Below are 24,276 nucleotides of genomic sequence, written 5' to 3'. Positions count from 1 at the left end.
CCGGTACACCGCCGTCCGAGCTGAACCGTTGCCCGTAGAGAGCTAAGGTGCGTTGATGTTCTTCTTCACGATCCGGCGGGTCGTCAGCTCCGTCTTCGTGCTGCTCGCCAGCTCGCTGCTGGTGTTCGCGCTGTGCGCGGCGAGCTTCGACCCGCTGGCTCGCGAGCGGATCCGACAGCCACCGCCCACGGCGGAGTACCTTGCGAGCCGGGCAGAGGCGTTGGGCCTGAACGACCCGTTCTTCCAGCGGTACTGGGACTGGCTGTCCGGGGTGGTCCGCGGCGACTTCGGCACGACCGTCAACGGCACCGAGGTCGCCGACCAGCTCGGCGGACGCATCCTGGTGACCGGCCGGATGATCGTGCTGGCCATCGTCGTCGCCGTGCTGCTGGCGATGGTCGTCGGCGTGATCGGGGCCGTGCGGCAGTACAAGCCCTCGGACTACGCCTTCACCTTCCTGGCCTACCTGCTCATCGCGCTGCCCACGTTCTGGTTCGCCGCGATCCTCAAGGAGTTCGTCGCCGGCGGGGTCAACGACCTGTTCGGCAAGCGGCTGCTCTACACGATCGGCGAGCAGTCACCGGGCATCAGCGCCACCGGGGCCGATGCGTGGACCATCTGGACCGACCGGTTGGGCCACCTCGTGCTGCCCACGCTGAGCCTGGCGCTGCTGTCCTTCGCCGCCTGGAGCCGCTTCCAGCGCTCGGCCATGCTCGACGTGCTCGGCTCGGACTACATGCGCCTGGCCCGGGCCAAGGGGTTGAGCTACCGCCGCACCGTCTGGAAGCACGGGCTGCGCAACGCGCTCATCCCGCTGACCACCGTCGTCGCCTTGGGCGTCGGCACGCTGTTCGGCGGCGCGGTGATCACCGAGCAGGTGTTCGTCTGGAACGGCATGGGCCGCTACCTGCTGCAGGACGGCATCGGGGACGGCGACATCAACGTCGTGCTCGGCTGGCTGCTGGTCAGCGCCGTGTTCGTGGTGCTGTTCAACCTGATCGCCGACATCCTCTACGCGGTCCTCGACCCGCGCATCCGCCTGGCCTGACCGGGCCGACAGCGAGAGAGAAGACACCTCATGGCCACCACCCAGGCCACCACCGAAGCGCCCGTCCCGGCCGAACCCGGCCTGCCCCCGGGCGGCGGCGTCGAGCGGGAGTTCACCGTCAAGGCGCGCAGTCAGCGCCAGCAGGTGCTCCGCCGGTTCCGGCGCAACAAGGTCGGGATGACCGGGTTGGTCATCTTCCTGGCCATGCTCGCTTTCGGTTTCCTCGGACCGCTGTTCTACGACGTGGACTACGCCACGCTGGACCGGAACGCCCAGTCGGTGCCACCGGGGGAGCAGGGCTACCCGCTGGGCAGCGACGAGATCGGCCGTGACCTGCTGGCCGGGCTGATGAGCGGCGTGCAGCGCTCGATGCTCATCGTGCTGCTGTTCGTGGCCATCGCCCTGCCACTGGGCCTGCTCGTCGGCGCGCTGGCCGGCTACTTCGGCAAGTGGGTCGACAGCCTGCTCATGCGGCTGGTCGACCTGATCCTCACCGTGCCGCTGCTCGTCGTGCTGATCGTCGTGGCCAGCAACTTCCCCGAGGCGCGCACGCCGCTGGGCGTGGGCATCCTGCTGGGCCTGTTCGGCTGGCTGGACCTGGCCCGCATCGTGCGCAGCCAGTTCCTCTCGCTGCGCGAGAAGGAGTACGTCGAGGCGGCGCACGCACTCGGGGCGTCGAACTCCCGGATCATCTTCCGGCACCTCATCCCGAACGCCCTGGGCTCGCTGATCGTCTGGACGACGCTCGCCGCGGCGACCGCGATCATCCTGGAGGCCTCGCTGACCTACCTGGGCGTCGGCGTCAACGGCGCGGGGGAGACCTCGCTCGGCCGCCTGGTCTCCGACGGCGTACAGGCCACCACGACGCGCCCGTGGCTCTTCTACTTCCCCGGCATCACCCTGCTGATCATCGTGCTGTCGATCAACCTGATCGGCGACGGCATCAGGGACGCCTTCGACCCCAGCAACCGCCGCGTGCGGGCCTGAGCAGGAGTTCCCATGTCCAGCCACGGCGCCACAGCCGTCACGCCCTCGTCCCGGTCCACCGGCGGCCTCACCGCCGGCGGCACCCGCGCCACCAGCCTGCCCGGCTTCGACGCCTCCGCCCCGCTGCTGGAGGTGACCGACCTCGACGTCCGGTTCCCCACCGAGGACGGCTCCGTGCACGCCGTGCGCGGCGTCGACTACTCGCTGCGCTCCGGTGAGGTGCTCGCCATCGTCGGGGAGTCCGGCTCCGGCAAGTCCGTCACGTCGCTGGCGGTGATGGGCCTGCTGCCGGGTTCCGCCCGGGTCACCGGCTCGGTGCGCTACCGCGGGCAGGAGCTGCTCGGCCAGCGTGACCGGGCGATGTCCGGGGTGCGCGGCAAGGGCGTCTCGATGATCTTCCAGGACCCGATGACGTCCCTGGACCCGGTCTACAAGATCGGCTACCAGATCGAGGAGACGCTGCGCCAGCACGACCGGTCGCTGTCGAAGAAGGCAGCCGGTGCCCGCGCCGTCGAGCTGCTCGAACTGGTCGGCATCCCGAACGCCGCCGACCGGGTGCGCTCCTACCCGCACGAGTTCTCCGGCGGCATGCGCCAGCGGGTGGTCATCGCCATCGCCATGGCCAACCAGCCCGACGTGATCATCGCCGACGAGCCCACCACCGCCCTCGACGTCACCGTGCAGGCGCAGATCCTCGAGGTGCTGCAGACGGCCCTGCAGGAGACGGGTGCGGCGATGGTGCTGATCACCCACGACCTCGGCGTGGTCGCCGGCATCGCCGACCGGGTGCTGGTCATGTACGCCGGCCGGCCGGTCGAGATCGGCAGCGTCGAGGACATCTACTACGAGCCGCGGATGCCCTACACGCTCGGGCTGCTCGGGTCGCTGCCGCGGCTGGACGCACCGCCCGGGCAGCGGCTCATCCCGATCACCGGCTCGCCGCCCTCGGTGGTCAACATGCCCCCCGGCTGCCCGTTCGCACCGCGCTGCCCGCTGCACGTCGCCGACTGCGACGTCGCCGAGCCCGAGCGGCTGCTCGTCGGCCCGGACCACACCGCGGCGTGCATCCGCACCGAGCAGGTCGCCGCGGCCGGCGGCGACGCGCACGCCGTGTTCGCCGAGACCGCCAGCGACGCCGGGCTCGTCGGTGTGGACCAGACCTCCCCGGCCGCGCCCGAGCCGGAGCAGTCCGAGCACACCGGCGGACCCACCGGCACCGGCTCCGTCGTCTCCGGCGTCGGCAGCCCCACCACCTCGACGGGAGACCGGGCATGAGCGCCCCCACCACCACAGGGCGGGATCCGGGGGCAGGGCGGGAGACGCACCGCGCCGCCGGCGGCGTCGACCGCACCGGCGAGCCGATCCTGAGCGTCCGCGGCCTGGAGAAGCACTTCCCGATCAAGGGCGGTGGGCTGATCAAGCGCACCGTGGGTGCCGTGCGCGCCGTCGACGGCCTGGACCTGGACATCCACCCCGGCGAGGTCGTCGGCCTGGTCGGCGAGTCCGGCTGCGGGAAGTCGACCACCGGCCGGGCGATCCTCAACCTGCAGCCGGCCACCGGCGGCTCGGTGAAGTTCCAGGGCAAGGAGCTGGTCGGTCTCAACCGCTCCCAGATGCGGTCGCTGCGCCGGGACATCCAGATCGTGTTCCAGGACCCCTACGCCTCGCTGAACCCGCGGCTGCCGGTCTTCGACATCGTCGCCGAGCCACTGGTCATCCACGGCCTGACCAAGGACGCGAAGGAGCTGCGCGAGCGGGTGCGCACCCTGGTCGAGACCGTGGGCCTGAACCCGGAGCACACCAACCGCTACCCGGCGGAGTTCTCCGGCGGCCAGCGGCAGCGGATCGGCATCGCCCGGGCGCTCGCGCTGCAGCCCAAGCTGCTGGTGCTCGACGAGCCGGTGTCGGCCCTGGACGTGTCGATCCAGGCCGGCGTGATGAACCTGCTGTCCGACCTGCGCGACGAGCTGGGCCTGGCCTACCTGTTCATCGCGCACGACCTGTCCGTCGTCCGGCACATCTCCGACCGGGTCGCGGTGATGTACCTGGGCCGGATCATCGAGATCGCCGACCGGGACGAGCTGTTCGAGCGGCCGGCGCACCCGTACACGCAGGCCCTCATGTCGGCGATCCCGCTGCCGGACCCCCGGCGCGAACGCGCCCGCCAGCGGATCATCATCTCCGGCGACGTGCCCAGCCCGGCCAACCCGCCCTCGGGCTGCCGGTTCCGCACCCGCTGTCAGAAGTTCGCCCACGTGCTGGACGACGGGCGACGCGAGACCTGCATGACGGTCGACCCCGTCCTGGAGGACCGCGGCGCCGGGCACCTCAACGCCTGCCACTTCGCGGAGCCACTGAAGGTGCTGTAGCGCGGGAGGGCAGCGCGGCCCCCTGGTCGCGCTGCCCTCCTGGTCGCCGGGATGTAATGGTGGGGTGATCCCCGACCGGCGTCTGTTGCTCGTGCACGCCCACCCGGACGACGAGACGATCAACAACGGCGCGACGATGGCCCGCTACGCCGCCGAGGGGGTCGGCGTCACCCTGCTCACCTGCACGCTGGGGGAGGAGGGCGAGGTCATCCCGGACGAGCTCCGCCAGCTGGCCGCCGACCACGCCGACCAGCTCGGCGGGTACCGCATCGGCGAGCTGGCCGAGGCCATGGCGCACCTGGGTGTGACCGACCACCGGTGGCTCGGCGGCGCCGGGCGGTGGCGCGACTCCGGGATGCTGCACACCCCGCCGAACGAGCACCCGCGGGCGTTCTGGCGCGCCGACCCCGCCGAGGCGGTGGCCGCGGTGGTGGCCGTGCTGCGCGAGGTGCGCCCGCAGGTGGTGGTCACCTACGACGAGAACGGTGGCTACGGCCACCCCGACCACGTCCAGGCGCACCGGGTGACGATGGCCGCCGTCGACGCGGCTGCCGACCCCGCGGCGCACCCCACGCTCGGTGCGCCGTGGCAGGTGTCGAAGGTCTACTGGACCTGCCTGCCGGTGTCGGTGCTCCGGCGTGGCCAGCAGGCGCTCGCCGAGGCGGGGCAGGAGACCGGCTTCGCGATCGCCCTGGACGCCGGGGAGCTGGGCGACGCGACCGCCGACGAGCTGGTCACCGCCGAGGTGGACGGCGAGGCGTTCCGGGCGCACAAGGAGGCGGCGATGCGGGCCCACGCCACCCAGATCACCGTGCGCGGGTCGTTCTTCGCGCTGTCCAACGGACTCGGCCAGGAGCTGCTGGCCACCGAGCACTACCGGCTGGCGCGGGGCGAGCCCGGGGTGGCGCAGGGCCGGGAGCAGGACCTGTTCACCGGCATCGACCCCGCGTGAGCGTGCTGCGGGTGCTGGGCTGGGCGGTGCTCGCGCTCCTCGTGCCCGCGTGGCTGGCCCTGGTGGAGGTGCTGTGGCTGAACTGGCGGGTGGCCGGTGTGCCGGTGCCGCTGTCGGTGCCGGTCGCCGTGGTGGGCAACCTGATGCTGGTGCCCCTGGCCCACCGGCTGTCCGGCTCGCGCCTGGTCGGCGTGCTGCCCGCGCTGGCCTGGCTGGTCGTCGCCGTCCTCTCCTCGGTGCGCACCTCCGAGGGCGACCTGCTGCTCACCGGCACCCCCGCCGGGCTGGTGTTCCTGCTCGCCGGCGTGGTCGCGGCGTCCTTCGCGGTGGGCCGCGTGGTCGCGGGGGGCCCGCGGCCCGGCCGGCCGGCCGTCTCGCCGCCGGCCGCGGGTCAGGTGACCAGCCGGCGGTAGTGGTAGCGGTGGTGCTCGATGTGGCCGAGGCGCCGGTAGAGCGCCCGGGCAGCGGCGTTGTCCTCGGTCACCTGCAGGTAGCTGCTGTGCGCCCCCCGCGCCACCGCCCAGCCGCGCAGGGCCTCGGTGAGCGCGGTGGCCAGGCCCCGCCGCCGGTGCTCGGCGGCGACGCTGAGGGCGCTGGTGCCGAGCCAGCCGTCGGTGAGCACGCCGCGGGCCACGGCGACCACGGGACCGGGGCCGCCCACCGAGGCGAACACGACGTCCTCCGGGCCGGTCAGCACCTCGAGGGCCCCCGCCGGCAGGGCGCCGTCTCGGTGGCGGGCCAGCCAGGCGTCGTCCGGGGCGGGGCGCAGGTCGACCGGCACGGACGGCGGGACCGCCGGACCGAGCGGCGCGGTGAGCACCAGCGTCCGGTCCTGCGCCTGCCAGCCGGCGGCCGCGAACGCCGCGTCGGCCCGGCGGGACGCGGTGCCGGGCAGCATCGCCGCCGGGGTCAGCCCGCGCTCGGCGTACCAGCGGGCGACGGCGTCGACGGCGTCCGGCAGCGGCAGGCCGGGGTCGCCGACGACCAGCACCGAGTTGGCGCGCCCGGTGAACCCACCGGCCGCGCGCAGCAGCCAGTCGCCCAGCGGGGCCTGCTCCGGCGCCGGCCACCCGCGGGCGGCGAGCCGTTGGAGGTCCTCCACCCCGAGCGGTGAGCGGCGCTGTCCCATGCCGGGATCCTCCGGCCCCGTCCGCCGCCACCGCGCACCGGCCCCCGTGCGGGTGGCACCGGTGCACCCGTCGCGCTGGATGCCCGGGTGCCGGGTGATACTGATGACGATCGAACGCACCCCTGGCCTGCCAGGGAACCCGCACCCGGAGGAACTCGTGACCTACGTCATCACCCAGGCCTGCGTCGACGTCCTCGACAAGGCGTGCATCGACGAGTGTCCGGTGGACTGCATCTACGAGGGCGACCGGATGCTCTACATCCACCCCGACGAGTGCGTGGACTGCGGGGCCTGCGAGCCGGTCTGCCCGGTGGAGGCCATCTACTACGAGGACGACGTCCCGGACAAGTGGAAGGACTTCTACAACGCCAACGTGGAGTTCTTCTCCGACCTGGGCAGCCCCGGTGGCGCGGCCAAGACGGGCAAGATCCCCAAGGACCACCCGCTGGTCGCCGCCCTGCCCCCGCAGGGCGAGGGGCACTGACCACGGTCCCGGGGGCGGGGCCGCACGCGCTGCCGGACTTCCCCTGGGACTCCCTCGCCGGGGCGCGGGCACGGGCTGCCCAGCACCCCGGCGGGGTGGTCGACCTGTCCATCGGGACGCCGGTCGACCCCACCCCGGGCGTGCTGCGGCACGCGCTCGCCGCGGCCGCGGACGCGCCCGGCTACCCCACGGCCCTCGGTACCCGGGAGCTGCGGCAGGCCGCCGCCGGCTGGCTGCAGCGCCGGCTCGGGGTGCAGCTGGCCGACCCGCTGGGCGCCGAGCCCTCGGTGGTGCCCACCGTGGGCTCCAAGGAGCTGGTGGCGCTGCTGCCCACGCTGCTCGGGCTGCGCGGGCGGGGCACGGTCGTCGTCCCGGAGGTGGGCTACCCGACCTACGAGGTGGGCGCGGTCGTGGCCGGCCTGGCCGTGCACCGCACGGACACCCCGCCGGAGCGGCCCGGGGACACCGTCCTGGTCTGGCTGAACAGCCCCGGCAACCCGCACGGCCGGGTGCTCACCGACGCGCAGCTGTCGGACTGGGTGGCCTGGGGCCGGGCGCACGGCGTGCCCGTGGTCGCCGACGAGTGCTACGTCGAGCTCGGCTGGGACGTCGTCCCCACGTCGGTGCTGCACCCGCGGATCGCCGGCGCCGACCACACCGGCCTGCTCGCCGTGCACTCGCTGTCCAAGCAGTCGACGGCGGCCGGCTACCGGGGCGGGCTGCTGTCCGGTGACCCCGCGCTGGTGCGCCGGGTCTGGGAGGTGCGCCGGCACCTCGGCCTGCTCGTGCCCACGCCGGTGCAGGCCGCGATGGCCGCGGCGCTCGCCGACGACGCGCACGTCGCCGCCCAGCGCGAGCGCTACCGTGCCCGCCGCGAGCTGCTGGCCGCCGCGGTGCGTGCGGCCGGTGCCCGGATCGACCACTCCGAGGCCGGGCTGTACCTGTGGGTCACCCGCGACGAGGACTGCTGGACGACGATCGACTGGCTGGCCGGCCTCGGCGTCGTCGCCGCGCCCGGCGCCTTCTACGGCCCGGCCGGTGCCCGCCACGTGCGGCTGGCCCTGACCGCGAGCGACGAGCGGATCGCCGCCGCCGTGGAGCGCCTCACCGCCTGACCGGCCGGCGCCTCAGGTGGCCAGGGTGACGGTGAGCTGCGGGCCCGCGGCGGCGGACTCGGCCCAGCCGTCGCCCGGCGTCCAGGCCCAGCCCGCCAGCCGCACCTCGGCGAGCTGCAGCCGCTCGGCGTGCGCCACGGCCCACTTCGCCGCCGCCCAGCCCCCGCCATCGAGCCGGACGACGCCCTCGGGCAGCGGCGTGGTGATCAGGCCCAGCTCGCGGCCGGCGACGGTGGCCACGGCCGCCGCCCTGTCGTCGACCGGGCCGGTGGCGTCGGGCGGGGAGTAGGTGCAGGACAGCCGCCCCGGGACGTCGGAGAGCAGCGCGTCGGTGACGGCCTGGGCGACCGGCTCGTGCTGCTGGTAGGCCTCGGGGAACCCAGACCGCTGCACCGACTGCGCGACCTCGGTGAGCCGGCCGGTTTCCCAGCCGCGCACCTCCACCAGCCCGTCGAAGAACTTGCCGGCGCTGTAGACCGGGTCCTGCACCTGCTCTGGGCTGCCCCAGCCCTGCGAGGGCCGCTGCTGGAACAGGCCCAGGGAGTCGCGGTCGCCGTAGTCCAGGTTGCGCAGCCGGGACTCCTGCAAGGCCGTGGCCAGGGCGATCACCGTCGCCCGGTCGGACAGCCCGCGGACGCGGGCGACGGCGGCGATCGTGGCGGCGTTGGCCGCCTGCGCCGTCGTCAGGGTGATGGCGGTGTCGGTGACGGTGCACCGGCCGGCGACCGGTGGCTCGTCACGCCGGTCGGTGTCCCAGGACAGCGCGACGGCGATGCCCAGCACCACCAGCAGCGCCGGCCACGCCCGGGCGATCCGCACCAGGGGGTGCACCCGGCGGCCGGGACGCCGCGCCGGCGGCCGGCCGGCCGCGCGCCGGGGAGGGGCCCCGCCCCGGACGCTGCTCATCCCGGCCAGGGTAGGACGGCAGGCTGGCAGGAGCCGGGACGTCGGCCCCCGCGGTGTCCCGGCTGCGAGCGGCGGGGCCTACCGTGCTCGGCGACCGGAGCCCCGAGCGAGGAGAGCCGATGAGCACCGACGCGCTGCTGCCGGGGGTGACCGCCGAGCGGGTGACCACCGCACGGCTGACCCAGCAGGTCCTGCACCCCGACGGCGTCGACCCGCGGGCCGGTGGCGAGGCCGTGCTGCTGGTGCACGGCAACGTCAGCTCGGCGCTGTTCTGGCAGCCGGTGCTGCTGGCCCTGGACCCGGCGCTGCGCCCGCTGGCGGTCGACCTGCGCGGCTTCGGCGGCACCGACCCGGAACCGGTGGACGCCACCCGCGGCGTGCGGGACTGGGCCGACGACCTCGACGCGCTGCTCGACGCCCTCGACGTCACCCGGGTGCACCTGGTCGGCTGGAGCATGGGCGGCGGCGTGGTGCTGCAGCACCTGCTGGACCACCCGGAGCGGGTCGCGTCGGTCGCGCTGGTCGCGCCGGTGTCCCCCTACGGCTTCGGTGGCACCACCGGCCAGGACGGCCGGCTGGTGCACCCGGACGGCGCGGGCTCCGGCGGCGGGGCTGCCGACCCGGCCTTCGTCGCCGCCCTCGCCGCGGGCGACACGGGCGACGGTGGCCCCTCCAGCCCACGGTCGGTGCTGCGCGCGTTCTACGTGGCCCCGGGCAGCCTGCCGCTGGACCCGGCGCTGGAGGACGTGTTCGTGGCCTCCATGCTCACCACCCGCACCGGCCCGGACCACTACCCGGGCGACGCGAGGGCCAGCGACGGGTGGCCGGGCACCGCGCCGGGCGGGCGGGGCGTGCTCAACACCATGGCACCCACGGTCTTCGACGTCTCCGGCATCACCGAGGTGGATCCCAAGCCGCCGGTGCTGTGGGTGCGCGGGGACGCCGACCAGGTCTGCAGCGACACGTCCGCCTTCGACCTGGCGTTCCTCGGCTCGGTGGGCGCCGTGCCCGGCTGGCCGGGGGCCGAGGTGTGCCCGCCGCAGCCGATGGTCACCCAGACCCGCGCGGTGCTCGACCGGTACGCGGCCTCCGGCGGCGCCTACCGGGAGGTCGTCGTCCCCGGTGTGGGGCACGCGCCGCACCTGGAACGGCCCGCCGACGTCGTCGCCGTGCTGGTCGAGCACCTCACCGCGCCGCCGGCGCCCCCCGACCGCTTCTGGTGACCCGCCCGGTCCCCGGCCCCTGACGATCATGGACCTGGGTGAACGACACGCCGGCGTGTCGCTCACGCAGCTCCATGATCACCGGGAAGAGGTGGGGGGTGGGGGGTGGGGGGTGGGGGGCAGGGGTGGGGGTCAGATGTGGTTGCGCCAGGAGTGTTCGGGCTCGTAGGCGAGCACCTGGCGGGCGCGGTCGATGCTGAGCAGGGTCTCGTGCTCGCCGAGCTCCCTGGTGACCGGCACCCCGGGGAACTGCTCGGCGACCAGTTCGGCGCTGGACCGGCTCATCACCGTGTCCGCGTTGGCGATCACGAACAGCTCCGCGCCCGTGCCGTCGTGCAGCAGGGCCCGCTCCACGGCCTGGGCCCCGTCCCGGGCGTCGATGTAGGCCCAGGCGTTCCACCGGCGCAGCGTGGCGTCGGCGTCGAAGGAGGGGAACCGGGCGTAGTCCTCGACGTCCATGACGTTGGAGAAGCGCAGCCCGATGATCGACAGCCCGGGACGCCAGCGGGCGAACTGCCGGGCCATCTCCTCCTCCAGCGTCTTGCACAGCGAGTAGGAGCTCTCCGGGTTCGGCCCGGTGTCCTCGTCGACGGGCAGCCGGTCGGGCGGGGTCTCGAAGGGCAGCCCGAGCACCGTCTCGCTGGAGGCCCAGACCACCTTGTCGATCCCGGCGAGCTGGGCAGCCCGGAAGACGTTGTAGGTCGTGGTGACGTTGTTGTGGAACAGCGCCGCGTCCGGGCGCAGGCCCGGGGCGGGCAGCGCGGCCAGGTGCACCACCGCGTCGGGGGTGCCCCACCGGTCGTCGACACCGGTGAGCGCACCCACCGCCTGGCCGTAGTCGGACAGGTCGGCCCGGGTGGCCGGCACGTCGGTGCGGTGCGGGGCGGCCAGGTCGACCACCGCCACCTCGTGCCCGCTCGCCACCAGCCGGTCGACGACGGCCCGGCCCAGCTTCCCGCTGCCCCCGGTCACCACGATGCGCACGGCTGCGTCCCTCCCGGGGTCAGTTGGCGTGCAGGGCGGCGTTGAGCGAGCCCCAGGTGCCCTCGCGGGCCAGGGCCTCGAGCGCGCCGCTGACGCTGTTGCGGCGGAACAGCAGCCCGTCCCGGCCGGACAGCTCCGCGGCCTTGACCACGGAGCCGTCCGGCAGCGTCACCCGGGAGCCCGCGGTGACGTAGCACCCGGCCTCGACGACGCACCGGTCGCCCAGGCTGATGCCGATGCCGGCGTTGGCCCCCAGCAGGCAGCCGCTGCCGATGGAGACGACCTGCTTGCCGCCGCCGGACAGGGTGCCCATGATCGACGCCCCGCCGCCGATGTCGGAGTCGGCGCCGACGACGACGCCGGCGCTGATCCGGCCCTCCACCATCGACGGGCCGAGCGTGCCGGCGTTGTAGTTCACGAAGCCCTCGTGCATCACCGTGGTGCCCTCGGCCAGGTGGGCGCCCAGCCGCACCCGGTCGGCGTCGGCGATCCGCACCCCGGCGGGGACGACGTAGTCGACCATCCGCGGGAACTTGTCCACCCCGAAGACGGTGAGGTGGCCCAGCCGCGCCCGCAGCCGGACGGCGGAGAAGCCCGCAGCCTCGACCGGGCCGGCGCTGGTCCACGCCACGTTGGTGAGCAGACCGAACACCCCGCTCATGTCCATCCCGTGCGGGCGCACCAGCCTGTGGGAGAGCAGGTGCAGCCGGAGGTAGACGTCGTGGGCGTCGACCGGCGGCCGGGCCAGGTCGGCGATCACGGTGCGCACGGCGACGACCTGCACGCCGCGGGCGTCGTCGGTGCGGGTGAGACTGCCGTAGTCCGGGCCGAGCTCGCTCTCCAGCTCCAGCGTGCCCAGCTGCGTGGTGCCGGTCGCGGCGCCGTCGGGTGCGCCCAGGCGGGGGGCCGGGTACCAGGTGTCCAGGACGACGCCGGCGGTGGTCACGGTGGCCAGGCCCACCGCCACGGCACCGGGGGCGGGATCTGCAGCAGAGGTCACGGGTGTCCACGCTACCGATCCGCGCGCGCAGGGGGTTCCGTAGGCTCGGTCACCGTGAGCACCGCCTACCAGCTGGACCTGTCCACCGACGTGCTCGCGCTGACCCGGGCCCTCGTCGACGCCCCGTCGGTGTCCGGCAGCGAGGAGCCACTGGCCGACGCGGTGGAGGCCGCGCTGCGCGGCCTGGGCGGGCTGGAGGTCGAGCGGGTGGGCAACTCCGTGCTGGCCCGCACGTCGCTGGACCGGGACACCCGGGTCGTGCTGGCCGGTCACCTGGACACGGTGCCGATCGCCGACAACGTGCCCAGCCGGCTGGACGAGGCCACCGGCCGGCTCTACGGCTGCGGCACCAGCGACATGAAGTCCGGGGACGCGGTGATGCTGCGCCTGGCCGCCCGGTTCGGGGTGCCGGGCGCCGAGCCCGCGCACGACCTGACGTTCGTCTTCTACGACAACGAGGAGGTCGACTCCTCGCTCAACGGCCTGGGCCGGGTGGCCCGCGAGCGCCGCGGCTGGCTCTACGGCGACCTCGCGATCCTGCTGGAGCCGACCGACGGGCAGATCGAGGGCGGCTGCCAGGGCACCCTGCGCGCCGTCCTCGAGGTGAAGGGGGTGCGCGCGCACAGCGCGCGCAGCTGGCTGGGCAGCAACGCCGTGCACGGCGCCGCCGGCATCCTGGCCACCCTGGCCGGCTACCGGGCCCGTGAGGTGGACATCGACGGCTGCCTGTACCGGGAGGGCCTGAACGCCGTGCGGATCACCGGCGGGGTGGCCGGGAACGTGGTGCCCGACGAGTGCTCGGTGACCGTCAACTTCCGGTACGCCCCCGACCGCGACGAGGACGCCGCCGAGGCGCACGTGCGGGAGGTCTTCGCCGAGGCGATCGCCGCCGGCGTCACGCTCACCGTCGTGGACAACGCCGGCGGCGCGCTGCCCGGGCTGTCCGAGCCCGCGGCGGCGGCCTTCGTCGAGGCCGTCGGCACGCCGGCCCGGGCCAAGCTGGGCTGGACCGACGTCGCCCGGTTCGCCGCGTTCGGCATCCCGGCGGTGAACTACGGGCCGGGCGACCCCAACCTGGCGCACACCCGCGAGGAGCACGTCGTCGTGGCGGGGCTGCAGCCTGCCGAGGACGCACTCGTCGCCTACCTGAGCAGGAGCGCCCGATGACCGACGAGTCCGCCCGCCCGCCCGGCCGGCCCACCCGGCACCGGGGGCCGGTCACGCTGCGCGGCGGCGAGCCCGACCCGCGCACCGAGGGCACCACCACCGACCAGCGGCTGCTGGACGCCCGCGGGCCCAGCGACTGGGTGCACGCCGACCCGTGGCGCGTGCTGCGCATCCAGGCCGAGTTCGTGGAGGGCTTCGGGTTGCTGGCCGACCTGCCCCGCGCGGTGAGCGTGTTCGGCAGCGCGCGCACCACCCCGGACGACCGGTTCTACGCCGCCGGCGTCGAGCTCGGCGCGGCACTGGCCCGGGCCGGCTACGCGGTGATCACCGGTGGTGGCCCCGGTGCGATGGAGGCGGCCAACCGGGGCGCCTGCGAGGCCGGCGGCATGTCGGTCGGGCTGGGCATCGAGCTGCCGTTCGAGCAGGAGCTCAACGAGTGGGTCGACGTCGGCATCTCCTTCCGGTACTTCTTCGTGCGCAAGACGATGTTCGTGAAGTACGCCCAGGCCTTCGTGATCCTGCCCGGCGGCTTCGGCACCCTGGACGAGCTGTTCGAGGCGCTCACCCTGGTGCAGACCACCAAGGTGACCCGCTTCCCGGTGATCCTGTTCGGGACGGCCTACTGGAGCGGGCTGATGGCCTGGGTCCGGGACACCCTGGTGCCCGCCGGCACCGTCTCCGCCCGGGACGTCGACCTGCTCACCGTCACCGACGACGTCGCCGAGGTGATCCGGGTGATCCAGCAGGCCGACCGGGCGCGGGCCGGCGGGGCGGACGCCGCGAAGCCGGTCCCGACCCACCCCGCCACCGGGGACCCGGCCGCGGCGGACCCGGCCGTCGTGCCGGGAGCGCGGCCGGGGGCGGTCGACCCGGCCGGTCCGGCGCCGGCCGGCTGATCGGTCCGGCGTGGTCACCTTCGTCTTCTTCGTCCTCGGCCTGGTGCTCGTCGGGGGCCTGCTGTTCGCCGGTGCGTCCCTGCTGCTGGGCCGGGGGGAGACCCAGCCGCCGCAGGAGCTGGACCGCTCCCCGGTGGAGCTGCCCGGCGACCGGCCGGTGGTCGCCGACGACCTGCGCCGGCTGCGCATCTCGGTCGCCGTGCGCGGTTACCGGATGACCGAGGTGGACTGGCTGATCGAGCAGCTGGCCACCGCCCTGGACGAGCGGGACCGGGAGCTGGCCGCCCTGCGCGGCACCCCAGCGGGGCCCGACGACGAGCTGCCCACCGGGCCCTCGGCGCAGGAGCTGGACGACGCCGACCCGCCGGCGGACGGCGACCCGACGGCCGGGGCCGGGGCCGGAGCCGGGGCCGGGGCGCTGACCGGGCACGCCACCCGGGTGCCGGCGGGCCCGGCCGGGACCGGTGCGCACGCTGCCGGCCGGTCCGAGGCGAGCGCGGCGGATGATGGGCACCGCACCGACCCGGTGCCCGGATCCGAGGAGCTGCCCCGTGCCTGACCGCACATCCCCGACGGACCCCCGCTGTGCCTGAGCTCGAGCTGCGGGTCGACGTCGACGCACCGCCCGCCCGCACGTTCGCCGCGCTGGTCGACTGGGAGCGGCAGGGCGAGTGGATGCTCGGCACCGACGTCTCCGCGGTCGACGGCGACGCCCAGCAGGTGGGCGGCCGGCTGGCCGCCGTGACCGGGCTGCCGCTGCCCGGCGGGAAGCACCTCGGCGTGCTGGACACCATGGTGATCACCGCCTGGGAGCAGGACCACCGGGTCGACGTGCTGCACACCGGCCGGGTCGTGCGCGGCACCGGCAGCTTCGTGGTGCTGCCCCGCACCGGCGGTGGCTCCACGTTCGTATGGGGCGAGCAGCTGGACCTGCCGCTGGGCGCCCTCGGCCGGCTCGGCTGGCCGCTGGTGCGGCCGTTCTTCGTGGCCGGGGTGCGGCTGTCGCTGAAGCGGTTCGCCGCCTTCGCGCGCGACCACACGGGCTGACCGGAGCTGCTTGACGAGGCGGATGTGAGCGCTCACACTCGCCGCGGTGAGCGTCTCCACGTCCCCAGCCGCGCGGCCGCCCGGCGCGGTCTGAGCGTGGACACCCCGCTGCCCGACCCGGCGGGCCCGGGTCCTGAGAGTCCCCGGCCCGCTCGGGCGGGCCAGGGCCGCGCCGGCCGCCCGGCGGTCATGATCGACGTCGCCCAGCTGGCCGGTGTCTCGCACCAGACGGTCTCCCGGGTGCTCAACGACCACCCGCACGTGCGGGAGGAGACCCGGGTCCGGGTGCTCGACGCCATGCTGGAGCTCGGCTACCGGCGCAACCTCACCGCGCGCGCCCTGGCGACCCGGCGGACCGACACGATCGGCGTCATCGCCTTCGACACCACGCTGTACGGCCCGGCCCGCACCCTGTTCAGCATCGAGCAGGCCGCCCGGGCGCGCGGGTACGTGGTGCACATGGCCACCGTTCCCGACCCGGAGGAGGACGCGTTCTCCGACGCGCTGCGCCGGCTGCTGGAGCAGTCGGTCACCGGCGTCGTCGTGCTGGCCCCGCAGCGGGCCGCCGTCCGGGTGATGGGCGGGTTGCCCGCCGACCTCGCGGCCGTCGCCGTGGAGGGCGGGGCGGTGCCCGGCCTGCCGTCGGTGGTGGTCGACCAGGTCGACGGCGCGGTGCAGGCCACGGTGCACCTGCTGGAGCTCGGGCACCGGGAGGTGGTGCACGTGCGCGGCCGGGAGGACTGGATCGAGGCCTCGGCCCGGCACCAGGGCTGGCAGCAGGCCCTGGTGACCGCCGGCGTCGCCGTGCGCCCGGCGCTGCCGGGTGACTGGAGCGCGCGGTCGGGCCACGAGGCGGGCCGCCGGCTGCTGGCCGAGCACCCCGGGGTGACGGCCGTGTTCTGCGCCAACGACCACATGGCGTTGGGGCTCGTCCGGGCGCTCACCGAGGCCGGGGTCTCGGTGCCGCACGACGTGAGCGTGGTCGGCTTCGACGACATCGCCGAGGCCGAGTTCCTCTGCCCGCCGCTGACCACCGTGCACCAGGACTTCGCCGAGGTGGGCCGGCGCTGCGTGGACGTGCTGCTGGAGCGGGTCGAGGCCGACGGCGGCTGGTTCGACGGGCCGCCGGTCGTCGTCCCGTCGGAGCTGGTGGTGCGTGCCTCGACCGCGCCCCCGGGCGCGGGCATCCCGGCCCGCTGACCGCTCAGGACGACGGCGGCCCGGGGGACAACGGCTCCGGCGACGACGGCTCCGGCGACGACGGCTCCGGCGACGACGGCGCGCGCCGCACGGCGACCACCGCCCAGACCACCGACGCCGCCAGCACCGCGGCGACCAGCACCAGCAGGTTCCGGCCGTAGCCCCGCGGCAGGAAGGAGGGGTTGGTCGGCTCGTAGCCGTAGCCCAGCACGAAGGGCAGCGCCACCAGCACCAGGACGCCGCTGACCAGTGCCCCGGTGACCACCGCCGGCCGGGCCGCGCGGGGCGCGAACCGCGCCACCAGCCAGCCACCGGCCATCCACAGCGGCGCGATCAGCAGGTCGTGCACCAGGGCGCTGCCGACGAACCAGGTGGCCCACGGCAGCAGCGGCACCCGGCCGCCGGCGCCGAGCAGCCCGACCGTGCCGTAGGCCACCGCGGCCAGGCCGGGCAGCAGGAACAGCCAGCGCCACCACGGCCCGCGCAGCGCCGAGGCGACCGGGCGGGCCGCGTCCGGTCCGCTCATGCCGGGGCCACCCGGGTGACCCACTTGGTCTGCATCACGCCGGGCCGGTTCGGTGCGATCAGCCGCACCGGGGAGCCGTGGTCGACGTCCAGTGGCTCGCCCGCCAGCTGCAGCGCCAGCAGGGTGCGCGGGCTGCGCGCGTGCGGCGGGGCCACCGTGGACACCCGGTACAGCCCGCCGGTCTGCAGCGACTCGACGGTCACCTCGGTGTCCCGGGGCAGACCGGCCGCCGCCAGCACGTCGCCCAGCCGCACCCCGGTCCAGGTGGCGTCGGCGCTCCAGCCCTCCACGCAGGCGATCGGCAGCCGCTCGGTGTGCTGCGGGAAGGCCTGCAGGTCCGCCAGGGTCAGCCGCAGTGGCGTCGGCCCCTCGACGGTGAGCCGGTAGCCCGGGTCGGCGGCGGACTCCAGCACGCCGGCCGAGCGCCCGGTCTGGCGCACCGGCAGCCCCTGCGGACCGACCCCGGGGATGCGCGGGGCGAGCAGCGACACCTGGCCGAGCGGGGACAGCGACTGCCCGACGGTGGCCAGCGTGACGGCGCCGACGCCCAGGCCGGTGGCCAGCACGAAGGCCCGGCGCGGCACGGCGGCGGTCTCGGCGGCGTCGTCGACGGCGGTGAGCTCGGCGGCCTGCTCCGGGGTCAGGCCGGCGACCGAGCCCGGCGAGCCGCGGCGGGCCAGGCCGCGCCGGATCTCCGGTGCCTTCGCGGCCACGTGCACGCCGACCGCGCCGATGGCGATCCAGCCCGTCCAGTAGTGCGCGGCGGTGAAGAAGAAGCCGAACGGGTACCACTCGGAGATGTTGATCAGCCCGGTCGCCAGCTGCATGGTGGCCGCGCCGACCAGCACCAGCAGCGACAGCCGGCTCAGCAGCCGGGCCGGGGTGGCGGCCGGCGGCCAGGCGAACAGCGCCGGGTAGACGCCCCACAGCTTCACCAGCAGCAGCGGGACGGCGGCGATGCCCACCGCGACGTGGGTGCCCTGGGTGACCCGGTACAGCCAGGACGGCGACGCCGGCCAGACGAACCAGGACGGCGGCTGCTGCACCAGGTGGCTGAGCAGCCCGGTGAGGAAGCAGACGGCGAACGCGGCACCCAGCCAGACGCCGACCCGGGAGGCGCGGCGCTCGGAGTGCAGCGGGCTGGTGAACGCGCCGTCCCGGAAGGGTCCGCGGCGCAGCGCCTCCGGCGGGTCGGGCAGGCGCGCGCCGAGCAGCCGGTCCAGCGCGGGGGTCACCCGGGACCGGCCCCGTCGGCGAGCTCGGCGGCGACCTCGCCGACCACGCGGTGCGTGCGGCTGCCCGGGGGACAGAGCCGGGCCACGGCCAGGGCGTCGGGGAAGTGGTCGACGTCGGTGAGCACGGGCAGGTCCAGCACCTCCAGCCCGGCCCGCTCCAGCGCCGCGCGGGTGAGCGCGGCGGTGTCGTCGCGGCTCATCGGCACGGCGGGCAACACCGCGGCGGCGCCGGGGGAGTGCACGCCGAGGGCCCACCAGCCGCCGTCCGGTGCCCCGCCCAGGACGGCGGTGCCGGGCCCGGCGGACAGCAGCTGGTCCAGGCAGTCGGCGAGCAGGTCCGGGGTGACCTGCGGGGTGTCCATGCCGATCAGCAGGGTCGCGGCCGGGTCGTCGCCCGGCATCGCTGCGGCGAAGGCGGCCGCCAGCCGGGTGCCGAGGTCGCCCTCCACCTGGGGCACGACGTCGCAGCCGGAGAGGTCCAGCGCGCCCGGGTCGCCGTCCAGCGCGACCACGCGGCGCCCGACCGGGGTGGCGCGCACCGCGTCCAGGGTGTCCCCGACGGCGGCCTCCGCGATCCGGCTCGCCTGCAGCGGGGTGCACGGCGGGGTGAGCCGGGTCTTGCTGCGGCCGGGCACCGGTGCCTTGGTGATCACCAGCAGCTGCGCGTCGGCGAGCAGCTCGGCGTCGACGTCGGGCGGGGTGTCGGCGTCGTCCTCGGGTGGGAGGGTGGTCATCGGGCCAGCACCCGGCGCATGTCGCGCACGGTCCGCACGGTGCCGCGGACCGTGCCGGTGACCTTGGACCTCGTGCCCTCCGCGCGCGGGTGGTAGTCGACGTCGACCTCCCGCACCCGCCAGCCGGCGTCCGAGGCCCGGGTGACCATCTCCAGCGGGTAGCCGAAGCGCCGGTCGGTGATGCCCAGGCCGAGCAGGGCCTCCCGGCGGGCGGCCCGCATCGGCCCCAGGTCGTGCAGGGACAGGCCGGTGCGCCGGCGCATCAGCACGCCGAGGGCGGTGTTGGCCACCCTCGCGTGCGGCGGCCAGGCACTGCGGTGGCTGGGGCGGCGGCGGCCGAGGACCAGGTCGGCGGTGCCGGCCAGCACCGGGTCGGCGACCAGCGGCAGGTCGCCCGGGTCCATCGAGGCGTCGGCGTCGCAGAAGCACACGACCTCGTCGGTCGCCGCCTCCAGCCCGGCGTGCGCCGCCGCGCCGAAACCCCGCTGCGGCACGTGCACCACCAGCGCGCCGTGGTCGGCGGCGATCTGCGCGGATCCGTCGGTGGAGCCGTTGTCGGCGACGATCGCCCGGTAGCCCGCGGGCAGCCGGGTCAGCACCCAGGGCAGGGCGCCGGCTTCGTCCAGGCAGGGGAACACGACGTCGGGCACCCCGCGGACGGTACCCAGCCCGGCCGTGCGGCGGAGGTCCGGCGCTTACCCTCGGTGCGCGTGAGCACCTCCGTGTCGCCGGCGCCGGCCGTCGCGGCGTCGCCGTCCCGCCGGTCGCTGCCACTGATGGCGGTGCTGCTCACCGGTCTCGCGGTGCTGGGCATCGGCTGGCAGGGCTCCCGGTTGGCCGCCGACGGCGTGACGCTGCACCTGCTCGGCGGGTACGTGCTGCGCGGCGGCTTCGACGTCGTCTGGTCGGGCCGGGTGGTGGGCCCGGTCGTCGTCGGGCTGGCCGTGGTGCTGCTCGGGCCGGGCCTGGCCGCGCGGGTGCCGTGGCGGGTGCTGCTGCCGGGGTCGGCGGCGCTCGCGGCACTGTGGGCGGTGGTGCTCGCCCTGACCAGCGGCACGCACCGGCTGACCGAGCCGCTGGCCTCGCGCTTCGAGTACCCGCACGACGTGCCCCGGGTCGGGTCGGTGGGTCGGCTGCTGGCCACGTTCACCGACTCGGTGCCGGCCGACTCCGCCGACCCCTGGACGACGCACGTGGCCGGTCACCCACCCGGTGCCCTGCTGGCCTTCGTGACGCTGGACCGGCTGGGGCTCACCGGCCTGGGCTGGGCCGCCGCGCTGTGCATCGCGGGTGGGGTGCTGGCCGTGCCGGCGGTGCTGGTGGCCGTGCGGGCGGTGGCCGACGAGGAGCGGGCCCGGGTGCTCGCGCCGTTCCTGGTGCTGGCGCCGCTGGTGCTGTGGGTGGCCACCAGCGCGGACGCGCTGTTCGCCGGCGTCTCGGCCTGGGGCATCGCCCTGCTGGCGGCGGCTGCGGCCCGCGCGCCGGGCCGGCGCAGCGACCTGTGCGCGCTGGGCGGCGGGCTGCTGCTGGGGCTGGCGCTCTTCCTCTCCTTCGGGCTCGCCGCGCTGGGCCTGACGGCGATCGCGGTGGTCGCCGTGCAGCTGCCCCGGCTGGGCTGGGCCGGGGTGCTGCGGGTGCTCGCCGTCGGCGGGGTCGGCGTGCTGGCCGTGGTGGCGCTGTTCGCCGCCGGGGGGTACTGGTGGCTGGACGGTCTGGCCGCCGCCGACGACCGGGTGCGCTCGGGCCCGTCGTACGCCGACCGCCCGCTGGGCTACTTCGTGTTCTCCAACCTGGCGGCTGCCGCCGTCGCACTGGGGCCGGCCGTCGTCGGCGGGCTGGCCGCGCTGCGCCGCAGCCGGCTGGCCGTGGTGCCGCTGGCCGCGCTCGCCGGCCTGCTGGTCAGCGACGCCACCGGCCTGGTGCGCGGGGAGACCGAGCGGATCTGGCTGCCGTTCTACGTGTGGATCGCGGTCGCCGCCGCCTTCCTGCCGGCCCGGCACCGGCGGGTCTGGCTGGCCGCCTCGGCGGTGCTGGCGGTCGCCGTCGAGGTCGTGGTGCGGACGGAGTGGTGAGCCCTGCGGACCGGCCCGGCGGGTGAGCGCGGGTCGGCGGCCGGTGCCGGGTCATGATGGCCGGGTGTCGTGTGGCGGCTGTCCAGCAGCGGGTGTCCGGTCGAGGTGGGTGCGGTGAGCCGGCGCGGCTGGGTGCTGTTCCTCGCCATGTCGGTGATCTGGGGGCTGCCGTACCTGCTGATCAAGGTGGCGGTGGATGAGGTGTCGCCGGCCGCGGTGGTGTTCGTCCGGTGCGCGCTGGCCGCCGCCCTGCTGCTGCCGTGGACGATCGCCCGCGGGCAGCTGCGCCCGGCGCTGCGGCACTGGCGGGCGCTGCTGCTGTTCACCGTGCTGGAGATGACCGGCCCATGGCTGCTGATCAGCTGGGCGGAGCAGACGCTCACCAGCTCGCTGGTCGGGCTGGCCATCGCCGGCGTGCCGCTGGTGGCGGTGCTGACCGCCCGCCTGTCCGGGGACACCGACCGGCTGGACGCGGTGCGCCTGGCCGGGCTGGCGCTCGGGGTGCTCGGCATCGCGCTGCTGCTGGGCCTGGACCTGGACGGCGCGCAGCTGCCCGCCCTGGGCGCTCTGGTGCTGTCGATCATCGGGTACGCGACCGCGCCGATGGTGGTCAACGGGGCGCTGGCGGAGGTGCCCGGGGTGGCCGCCAGCGCGATCGCGCTCACCGTCACCGCGCTGGTCTACGCCCCGTTCGCGCTGCCGCAGACCGCCCAGGTGCTGGACGCCTCCACCGGGGCGCTGGCCTCGCTGGCCGGGCTGGGGCTGGTCTGCACCGCGGCGGCGCTGGTGCTGTTCTTCGCCCTGATCCGGGAGACCGGCCCGCAGCGCGCCCTGGTGATCACCTTCGTCAACCCGGTGGTCGCGGTGCTGCTCGGCGTCCTGCTGCTGGACGAGCCGCTGACGCTGGGCCTGGCCGTCGGGCTGCCGGTCACCCTGGTCGGGTGCGTGCTCGCCACCCGCCGGAACGCACCGGTCTCGGAGACGGTCGCGGACCGACCTACCGTGTGAGGGAGTGCGACGTGGGTCGCACCCGGTGCGGGGAGACGGTGTGGACGACGGTGGGCGGTCAGGTCGAGGTGTGTCGAGGCGTGCGGTGCTGATCGGTGCCGGTGCGCTGCTGGGTGCCGCGGCGGTGGCGTCGACGGTGGCGCTGACCACCGGCTCGGACGGCGACGACGGCTACGACCCGGCCGAGCCGCTGATCCGGCAGCGGGCGGACCCGTTCGTCGTCCGGGCCGAGGACGGCCGGTACCTGTTCACCGCCTCGGTGCCGGAGTACGACCGCATCGTGCTGCGCGGCGCGGACACCGTCGAGGGTCTGCGGACGGCGGAGGAGCGCACGCTGTGGACCCGGCCCGGCACCGGGCAGATGGGCGGCTACATCTGGGCGCCCGAGCTGCACCTGGTCGACGGCGTGTGGCACGTGTACTTCGCCGCCGGGGACGCCGACGACGAGTTCCACATCCGGCCCTACGTGCTGGTCGCCGACGGGCCCGACCCGCTCACCGCCGGGTGGAGCGTGCTCGGGCAGATCGAGACCGCGTGGGACAGCTTCTCCCTGGACGCGACGACGTTCACCCACCGCGGCACCCGCTACCTGGTGTGGGCCCAGCAGGAGGACGCCGTCGGGCCGGGCACCAACCTCTACATCTCCGCGATGTCCGGTCCGGCCACGCTGACCGGCGAGCAGGCGCGGATCGCGGTGCCCAGCCGCGAGTGGGAGACGATCGGCTTCCGGGTGAACGAGGGCCCGGCGGTGATCGTCCGCGGCGACCGGGTGTTCTGCTCGTTCTCCGCCAGCGCCACCGACGCCAACTACTGCATGGGCCTGCTCACCGCCCCGGCCGACGCCGACCTGCTCGACCCGGGCAGCTGGACGAAGTCCGACCAGCCGGTGTTCCGGTCCAACCCGGCCACCAGCCAGTACGGGCCCGGGCACAACAGCTTCACCGTCGCCGAGGACGGCAGCGACCTGTTCGTCTACCACTCCCGGGACTACGAGCAGATCGACGGCGACCCGCTGTTCGACCCCAACCGCAACACCCGGGTCCAGCAGCTGCGCTGGACTGCCGACGGCACCCCCGACTTCGGCGTCCCCGAGGCCTGAGGGCGCTGCTGCCCTGTCAGGGGGCCGGGCGCAGGGGGGCGGTGGCGAACTCGCGCATGCCGTCGGCGAAGGCGACCTGCGCGGTGTGGCCCAGCTCGGTCCCGGCCCGGGCGGGGGAGGCGACGACGTGTCGCACGTCGCCGATCCGGTACTCGCCGGTGACCTGCGGGTCGGGGCCGCCGAAGGCGTCGGCCAGCGCCCGGGCCATGTCGCCGACGGTGTGCGGCACGCCGGAGGCGATGTTGTAGGCGCGCAGCGCGGCGTCCGGCGGGTCGGCCTCCAGTGCCAGCAGGTTGGCCCGGGCGACGTCGGTGGCGTGCACGAAGTCGCGCATCTGGCCGCCGTCCTCGTACACCGACGGCGCCCGGCCGGCCTCCAGCGCGCTGCGGAAGATCGAGGCCACCCCGGCGTAGAAGGTGTCCCGGGGCATGTGCGGGCCGTAGACGTTGTGGTAGCGCAGCGCCACCGCGCCGCCGCCGGTGGACCGGGCCCACGCGGCCGACAGGTGCTCCTGGGCCAGCTTGGTCGCGGCATAGGTGTTGCGCGGGTCCAGCGGGGTGTCCTCGCCGACCTCGCCCCAGGCCAGCGGTGCGCCGCACACCGGGCACGGCGGCTCGAAGCGGCCGGCGTCCAGGTCCGCGCGGCGGCGCGGGGCGGCGGGCACGACGCCGTGCTCCGGGCACTCGTAGCGGCCCTCGCCGTAGACCACCATCGAGCTGGCCAGCACCAGCCGGGACACCTGCGCCCGGGCCATGCCGGCCAGCAGCACCGCCGTCCCCAGGTCGTTGATGCCGGCGTAGCTGGGCATGTCCTGCACGTCGATGCCCAGGCCGACCATCGCCGCCTGGTGGCAGACGGCGTCCACGCCGTCGAGGCAGCGCTCGACGGTGTCGGCGTCGCGGACGTCGCCGACGACGACGTCGACGCCCTCGGTGCCGGGCGGGCCGTCGGGGTAGGGCGGGTGCACGGCGGGCAGCAGCGCGTCGAGCACCCGCACCTCGTGCCCGGCCTCGCGGCAGGCGGCGACGACGTGCGAGCCGATGAAGCCCGCTCCTCCGGTGATCAGGACCCTCACGGGTGCAGACGCTAGCTTCA

The 24,276-nt window shown here is 75.3% G+C and carries 26 protein-coding genes; 17 read left to right on the top strand and 9 right to left on the bottom strand.

Annotated features, from left to right (window positions below; translation table 11 throughout):
• Nucleotides 1–55: 55 nt before the first annotated feature.
• The 6 genes from G1H19_RS08970 to G1H19_RS08945 all read left to right on the top strand — a co-directional run bounded on the left by G1H19_RS08970 (nucleotide 56) and on the right by G1H19_RS08945 (nucleotide 5,769).
• On the top strand, nucleotides 56–1,048 hold the full coding sequence (locus G1H19_RS08970; protein ID WP_152729958.1) for an ABC transporter permease: 993 nt from the start codon (nucleotides 56–58) through the stop codon (nucleotides 1,046–1,048).
• Nucleotides 1,049–1,078: 30 nt separating this feature from the next.
• The gene (locus G1H19_RS08965; RefSeq protein ID WP_152729957.1) at nucleotides 1,079–2,035 is read left to right on the top strand and encodes an ABC transporter permease; all 957 of its coding nucleotides are present in this window, start codon (nucleotides 1,079–1,081) and stop codon (nucleotides 2,033–2,035) included.
• Between the two features lie 12 nt (nucleotides 2,036–2,047).
• Nucleotides 2,048–3,310 carry an ABC transporter ATP-binding protein gene (locus tag G1H19_RS08960; protein WP_152729956.1) on the top strand — a complete coding sequence of 421 codons (1,263 nt, stop codon included), beginning with the start codon at nucleotides 2,048–2,050 and terminating at the stop codon, nucleotides 3,308–3,310.
• A complete protein-coding gene (locus G1H19_RS08955; RefSeq protein ID WP_152729955.1) occupies nucleotides 3,307–4,404 on the top strand; it encodes an ABC transporter ATP-binding protein in 1,098 nt (365 codons plus the stop codon). Before G1H19_RS08960 ends, G1H19_RS08955 begins: the two co-directional genes overlap by 4 nt.
• A 64-nt stretch (nucleotides 4,405–4,468) precedes the next feature.
• Nucleotides 4,469–5,356: an N-acetyl-1-D-myo-inositol-2-amino-2-deoxy-alpha-D-glucopyranoside deacetylase gene (gene mshB, locus G1H19_RS08950; protein WP_162393107.1), complete on the top strand. Its 888-nt coding sequence runs from the start codon at nucleotides 4,469–4,471 to the stop codon at nucleotides 5,354–5,356.
• Entirely contained in the window at nucleotides 5,353–5,769 is a 417-nt protein-coding gene (locus G1H19_RS08945) for a hypothetical protein (protein WP_162393108.1), read from the top strand. The genes mshB and G1H19_RS08945 overlap by 4 nt, the downstream gene beginning before the upstream one ends.
• Here the strand turns inward: G1H19_RS08945 and G1H19_RS08940 are convergent.
• Nucleotides 5,748–6,485, bottom strand: coding sequence for a GNAT family N-acetyltransferase (locus tag G1H19_RS08940; RefSeq protein ID WP_152729953.1), 738 nt, complete (start codon nucleotides 6,483–6,485; stop codon nucleotides 5,748–5,750). The two genes, G1H19_RS08945 and G1H19_RS08940, sit on opposite strands and share 22 nt — an antisense overlap.
• A 103-nt stretch (nucleotides 6,486–6,588) precedes the next feature.
• Here G1H19_RS08940 and fdxA point away from each other — a divergent pair, with 103 nt between their 5' ends.
• Both fdxA and dapC read left to right on the top strand, forming a co-directional pair.
• Nucleotides 6,589–6,969 carry a ferredoxin gene (fdxA, locus tag G1H19_RS08935; RefSeq protein ID WP_152729952.1) on the top strand — a complete coding sequence of 127 codons (381 nt, stop codon included), beginning with the start codon at nucleotides 6,589–6,591 and terminating at the stop codon, nucleotides 6,967–6,969.
• On the top strand, nucleotides 6,966–8,084 hold the full coding sequence (dapC, locus tag G1H19_RS08930; protein ID WP_152730123.1) for a succinyldiaminopimelate transaminase: 1,119 nt from the start codon (nucleotides 6,966–6,968) through the stop codon (nucleotides 8,082–8,084). The genes fdxA and dapC overlap by 4 nt, the downstream gene beginning before the upstream one ends.
• Before the next feature lie 12 nt (nucleotides 8,085–8,096).
• Here dapC and G1H19_RS23885 read toward each other — a convergent pair whose 3' ends face one another.
• A complete protein-coding gene (locus G1H19_RS23885; protein WP_152729951.1) occupies nucleotides 8,097–8,990 on the bottom strand; it encodes a hypothetical protein in 894 nt (297 codons plus the stop codon).
• Nucleotides 8,991–9,109: 119 nt separating this feature from the next.
• On the opposite strand from G1H19_RS23885, the gene G1H19_RS08920 reads away from it, so the two are divergent.
• Nucleotides 9,110–10,213: an alpha/beta hydrolase gene (locus tag G1H19_RS08920; protein WP_152729950.1), complete on the top strand. Its 1,104-nt coding sequence runs from the start codon at nucleotides 9,110–9,112 to the stop codon at nucleotides 10,211–10,213.
• A 132-nt stretch (nucleotides 10,214–10,345) separates the two neighbouring features.
• Here the strand turns inward: G1H19_RS08920 and G1H19_RS08915 are convergent, their stop codons facing one another.
• Complete coding sequence (locus G1H19_RS08915; protein ID WP_162392785.1) at nucleotides 10,346–11,197, bottom strand: NAD-dependent epimerase/dehydratase family protein; 852 nt, start codon at nucleotides 11,195–11,197, stop codon at nucleotides 10,346–10,348.
• A 19-nt stretch (nucleotides 11,198–11,216) separates the two neighbouring features.
• Entirely contained in the window at nucleotides 11,217–12,197 is a 981-nt protein-coding gene (gene dapD, locus G1H19_RS08910) for a 2,3,4,5-tetrahydropyridine-2,6-dicarboxylate N-succinyltransferase (protein ID WP_162392784.1), read from the bottom strand.
• Between the two features lie 54 nt (nucleotides 12,198–12,251).
• On the opposite strand from dapD, the gene dapE reads away from it, so the two are divergent.
• From dapE to G1H19_RS08885, 5 genes are all read left to right on the top strand, one after another.
• Nucleotides 12,252–13,364, top strand: coding sequence for a succinyl-diaminopimelate desuccinylase (dapE, locus tag G1H19_RS08905; protein ID WP_162392783.1), 1,113 nt, complete (start codon nucleotides 12,252–12,254; stop codon nucleotides 13,362–13,364).
• Complete coding sequence (locus G1H19_RS08900) at nucleotides 13,361–14,260, top strand: LOG family protein (RefSeq protein ID WP_152729949.1); 900 nt, start codon at nucleotides 13,361–13,363, stop codon at nucleotides 14,258–14,260. The genes dapE and G1H19_RS08900 overlap by 4 nt, the downstream gene beginning before the upstream one ends.
• 10 nt (nucleotides 14,261–14,270) lie before the next feature.
• Entirely contained in the window at nucleotides 14,271–14,819 is a 549-nt protein-coding gene (locus G1H19_RS22580) for a DivIVA domain-containing protein (protein WP_193616512.1), read from the top strand.
• Nucleotides 14,820–14,845: 26 nt separating this feature from the next.
• Nucleotides 14,846–15,307 carry an SRPBCC family protein gene (locus G1H19_RS08890; protein ID WP_162392782.1) on the top strand — a complete coding sequence of 154 codons (462 nt, stop codon included), beginning with the start codon at nucleotides 14,846–14,848 and terminating at the stop codon, nucleotides 15,305–15,307.
• Nucleotides 15,308–15,496: 189 nt separating this feature from the next.
• A complete protein-coding gene (locus G1H19_RS08885; RefSeq protein ID WP_152729947.1) occupies nucleotides 15,497–16,507 on the top strand; it encodes a LacI family DNA-binding transcriptional regulator in 1,011 nt (336 codons plus the stop codon).
• A 4-nt stretch (nucleotides 16,508–16,511) separates the two neighbouring features.
• Here G1H19_RS08885 and G1H19_RS08880 read toward each other — a convergent pair whose 3' ends face one another.
• The 4 genes from G1H19_RS08880 to G1H19_RS08865 are packed head-to-tail and all read right to left on the bottom strand — an operon-like array spanning nucleotide 16,512 to nucleotide 19,652.
• Nucleotides 16,512–17,033 (bottom strand): hypothetical protein, encoded by a 522-nt coding sequence (locus tag G1H19_RS08880; RefSeq protein WP_152729946.1) that lies wholly within the window; start codon nucleotides 17,031–17,033, stop codon nucleotides 16,512–16,514.
• Nucleotides 17,030–18,268: a molybdopterin-dependent oxidoreductase gene (locus G1H19_RS08875; protein ID WP_162392781.1), complete on the bottom strand. Its 1,239-nt coding sequence runs from the start codon at nucleotides 18,266–18,268 to the stop codon at nucleotides 17,030–17,032. The genes G1H19_RS08880 and G1H19_RS08875 overlap by 4 nt, the downstream gene beginning before the upstream one ends.
• The gene (locus tag G1H19_RS08870) at nucleotides 18,265–19,002 is read right to left on the bottom strand and encodes a TIGR04282 family arsenosugar biosynthesis glycosyltransferase (protein WP_152729945.1); all 738 of its coding nucleotides are present in this window, start codon (nucleotides 19,000–19,002) and stop codon (nucleotides 18,265–18,267) included. Before G1H19_RS08870 ends, G1H19_RS08875 begins: the two co-directional genes overlap by 4 nt.
• Entirely contained in the window at nucleotides 18,999–19,652 is a 654-nt protein-coding gene (locus G1H19_RS08865) for a glycosyltransferase family 2 protein (protein WP_235928070.1), read from the bottom strand. Before G1H19_RS08865 ends, G1H19_RS08870 begins: the two co-directional genes overlap by 4 nt.
• A gap of 60 nt (nucleotides 19,653–19,712) precedes the next feature.
• On the opposite strand from G1H19_RS08865, the gene G1H19_RS08860 reads away from it, so the two are divergent.
• The 3 genes from G1H19_RS08860 to G1H19_RS08850 all read left to right on the top strand — a co-directional run bounded on the left by G1H19_RS08860 (nucleotide 19,713) and on the right by G1H19_RS08850 (nucleotide 23,181).
• Entirely contained in the window at nucleotides 19,713–21,074 is a 1,362-nt protein-coding gene (locus tag G1H19_RS08860; protein WP_162392780.1) for a hypothetical protein, read from the top strand.
• 114 nt (nucleotides 21,075–21,188) lie between these two features.
• Nucleotides 21,189–22,082, top strand: a complete 894-nt coding sequence (locus G1H19_RS08855) for a DMT family transporter (RefSeq protein WP_162392779.1) — start codon at nucleotides 21,189–21,191, stop codon at nucleotides 22,080–22,082.
• Between the two features lie 70 nt (nucleotides 22,083–22,152).
• Nucleotides 22,153–23,181, top strand: a complete 1,029-nt coding sequence (locus G1H19_RS08850) for a glycoside hydrolase family 43 protein (protein ID WP_202925866.1) — start codon at nucleotides 22,153–22,155, stop codon at nucleotides 23,179–23,181.
• A gap of 16 nt (nucleotides 23,182–23,197) precedes the next feature.
• Here G1H19_RS08850 and G1H19_RS08845 read toward each other — a convergent pair whose 3' ends face one another.
• Nucleotides 23,198–24,256, bottom strand: coding sequence for an NAD-dependent epimerase/dehydratase family protein (locus G1H19_RS08845; RefSeq protein WP_162392777.1), 1,059 nt, complete (start codon nucleotides 24,254–24,256; stop codon nucleotides 23,198–23,200).
• Nucleotides 24,257–24,276 lie beyond the last annotated feature (20 nt).

The sequence above is a fragment of the Goekera deserti genome (genome assembly GCF_010685995.1).
Lineage (GTDB): Bacteria > Actinomycetota > Actinomycetes > Mycobacteriales > Geodermatophilaceae > Goekera > Goekera deserti.
This window is presented reverse-complemented; position numbering and strand designations above follow the sequence as displayed.

What these genes read in the sequence shown, in the direction of transcription:
- G1H19_RS08970 (WP_152729958.1), top strand. Translation starts at nt 56, where the DNA reads ATGTTCTTCTTCACGATCCGGCGGGTCGTCAGCTCCGTCTTCGTGCTG.
- G1H19_RS08965 (WP_152729957.1), top strand. Translation starts at nt 1,079, where the DNA reads ATGGCCACCACCCAGGCCACCACCGAAGCGCCCGTCCCGGCCGAACCC.
- G1H19_RS08960 (WP_152729956.1), top strand. Translation starts at nt 2,048, where the DNA reads ATGTCCAGCCACGGCGCCACAGCCGTCACGCCCTCGTCCCGGTCCACC.
- G1H19_RS08955 (WP_152729955.1), top strand. Translation starts at nt 3,307, where the DNA reads ATGAGCGCCCCCACCACCACAGGGCGGGATCCGGGGGCAGGGCGGGAG.
- G1H19_RS08940 (WP_152729953.1), bottom strand. Translation starts at nt 6,485, where the DNA reads ATGGGACAGCGCCGCTCACCGCTCGGGGTGGAGGACCTCCAACGGCTC.
- fdxA (WP_152729952.1), top strand. Translation starts at nt 6,589, where the DNA reads ATGACGATCGAACGCACCCCTGGCCTGCCAGGGAACCCGCACCCGGAG.
- G1H19_RS23885 (WP_152729951.1), bottom strand. Translation starts at nt 8,990, where the DNA reads ATGAGCAGCGTCCGGGGCGGGGCCCCTCCCCGGCGCGCGGCCGGCCGG.
- G1H19_RS08920 (WP_152729950.1), top strand. Translation starts at nt 9,110, where the DNA reads ATGAGCACCGACGCGCTGCTGCCGGGGGTGACCGCCGAGCGGGTGACC.
- G1H19_RS08900 (WP_152729949.1), top strand. Translation starts at nt 13,361, where the DNA reads ATGACCGACGAGTCCGCCCGCCCGCCCGGCCGGCCCACCCGGCACCGG.
- G1H19_RS08885 (WP_152729947.1), top strand. Translation starts at nt 15,497, where the DNA reads ATGATCGACGTCGCCCAGCTGGCCGGTGTCTCGCACCAGACGGTCTCC.
- G1H19_RS08880 (WP_152729946.1), bottom strand. Translation starts at nt 17,033, where the DNA reads ATGAGCGGACCGGACGCGGCCCGCCCGGTCGCCTCGGCGCTGCGCGGG.
- G1H19_RS08870 (WP_152729945.1), bottom strand. Translation starts at nt 19,002, where the DNA reads ATGACCACCCTCCCACCCGAGGACGACGCCGACACCCCGCCCGACGTC.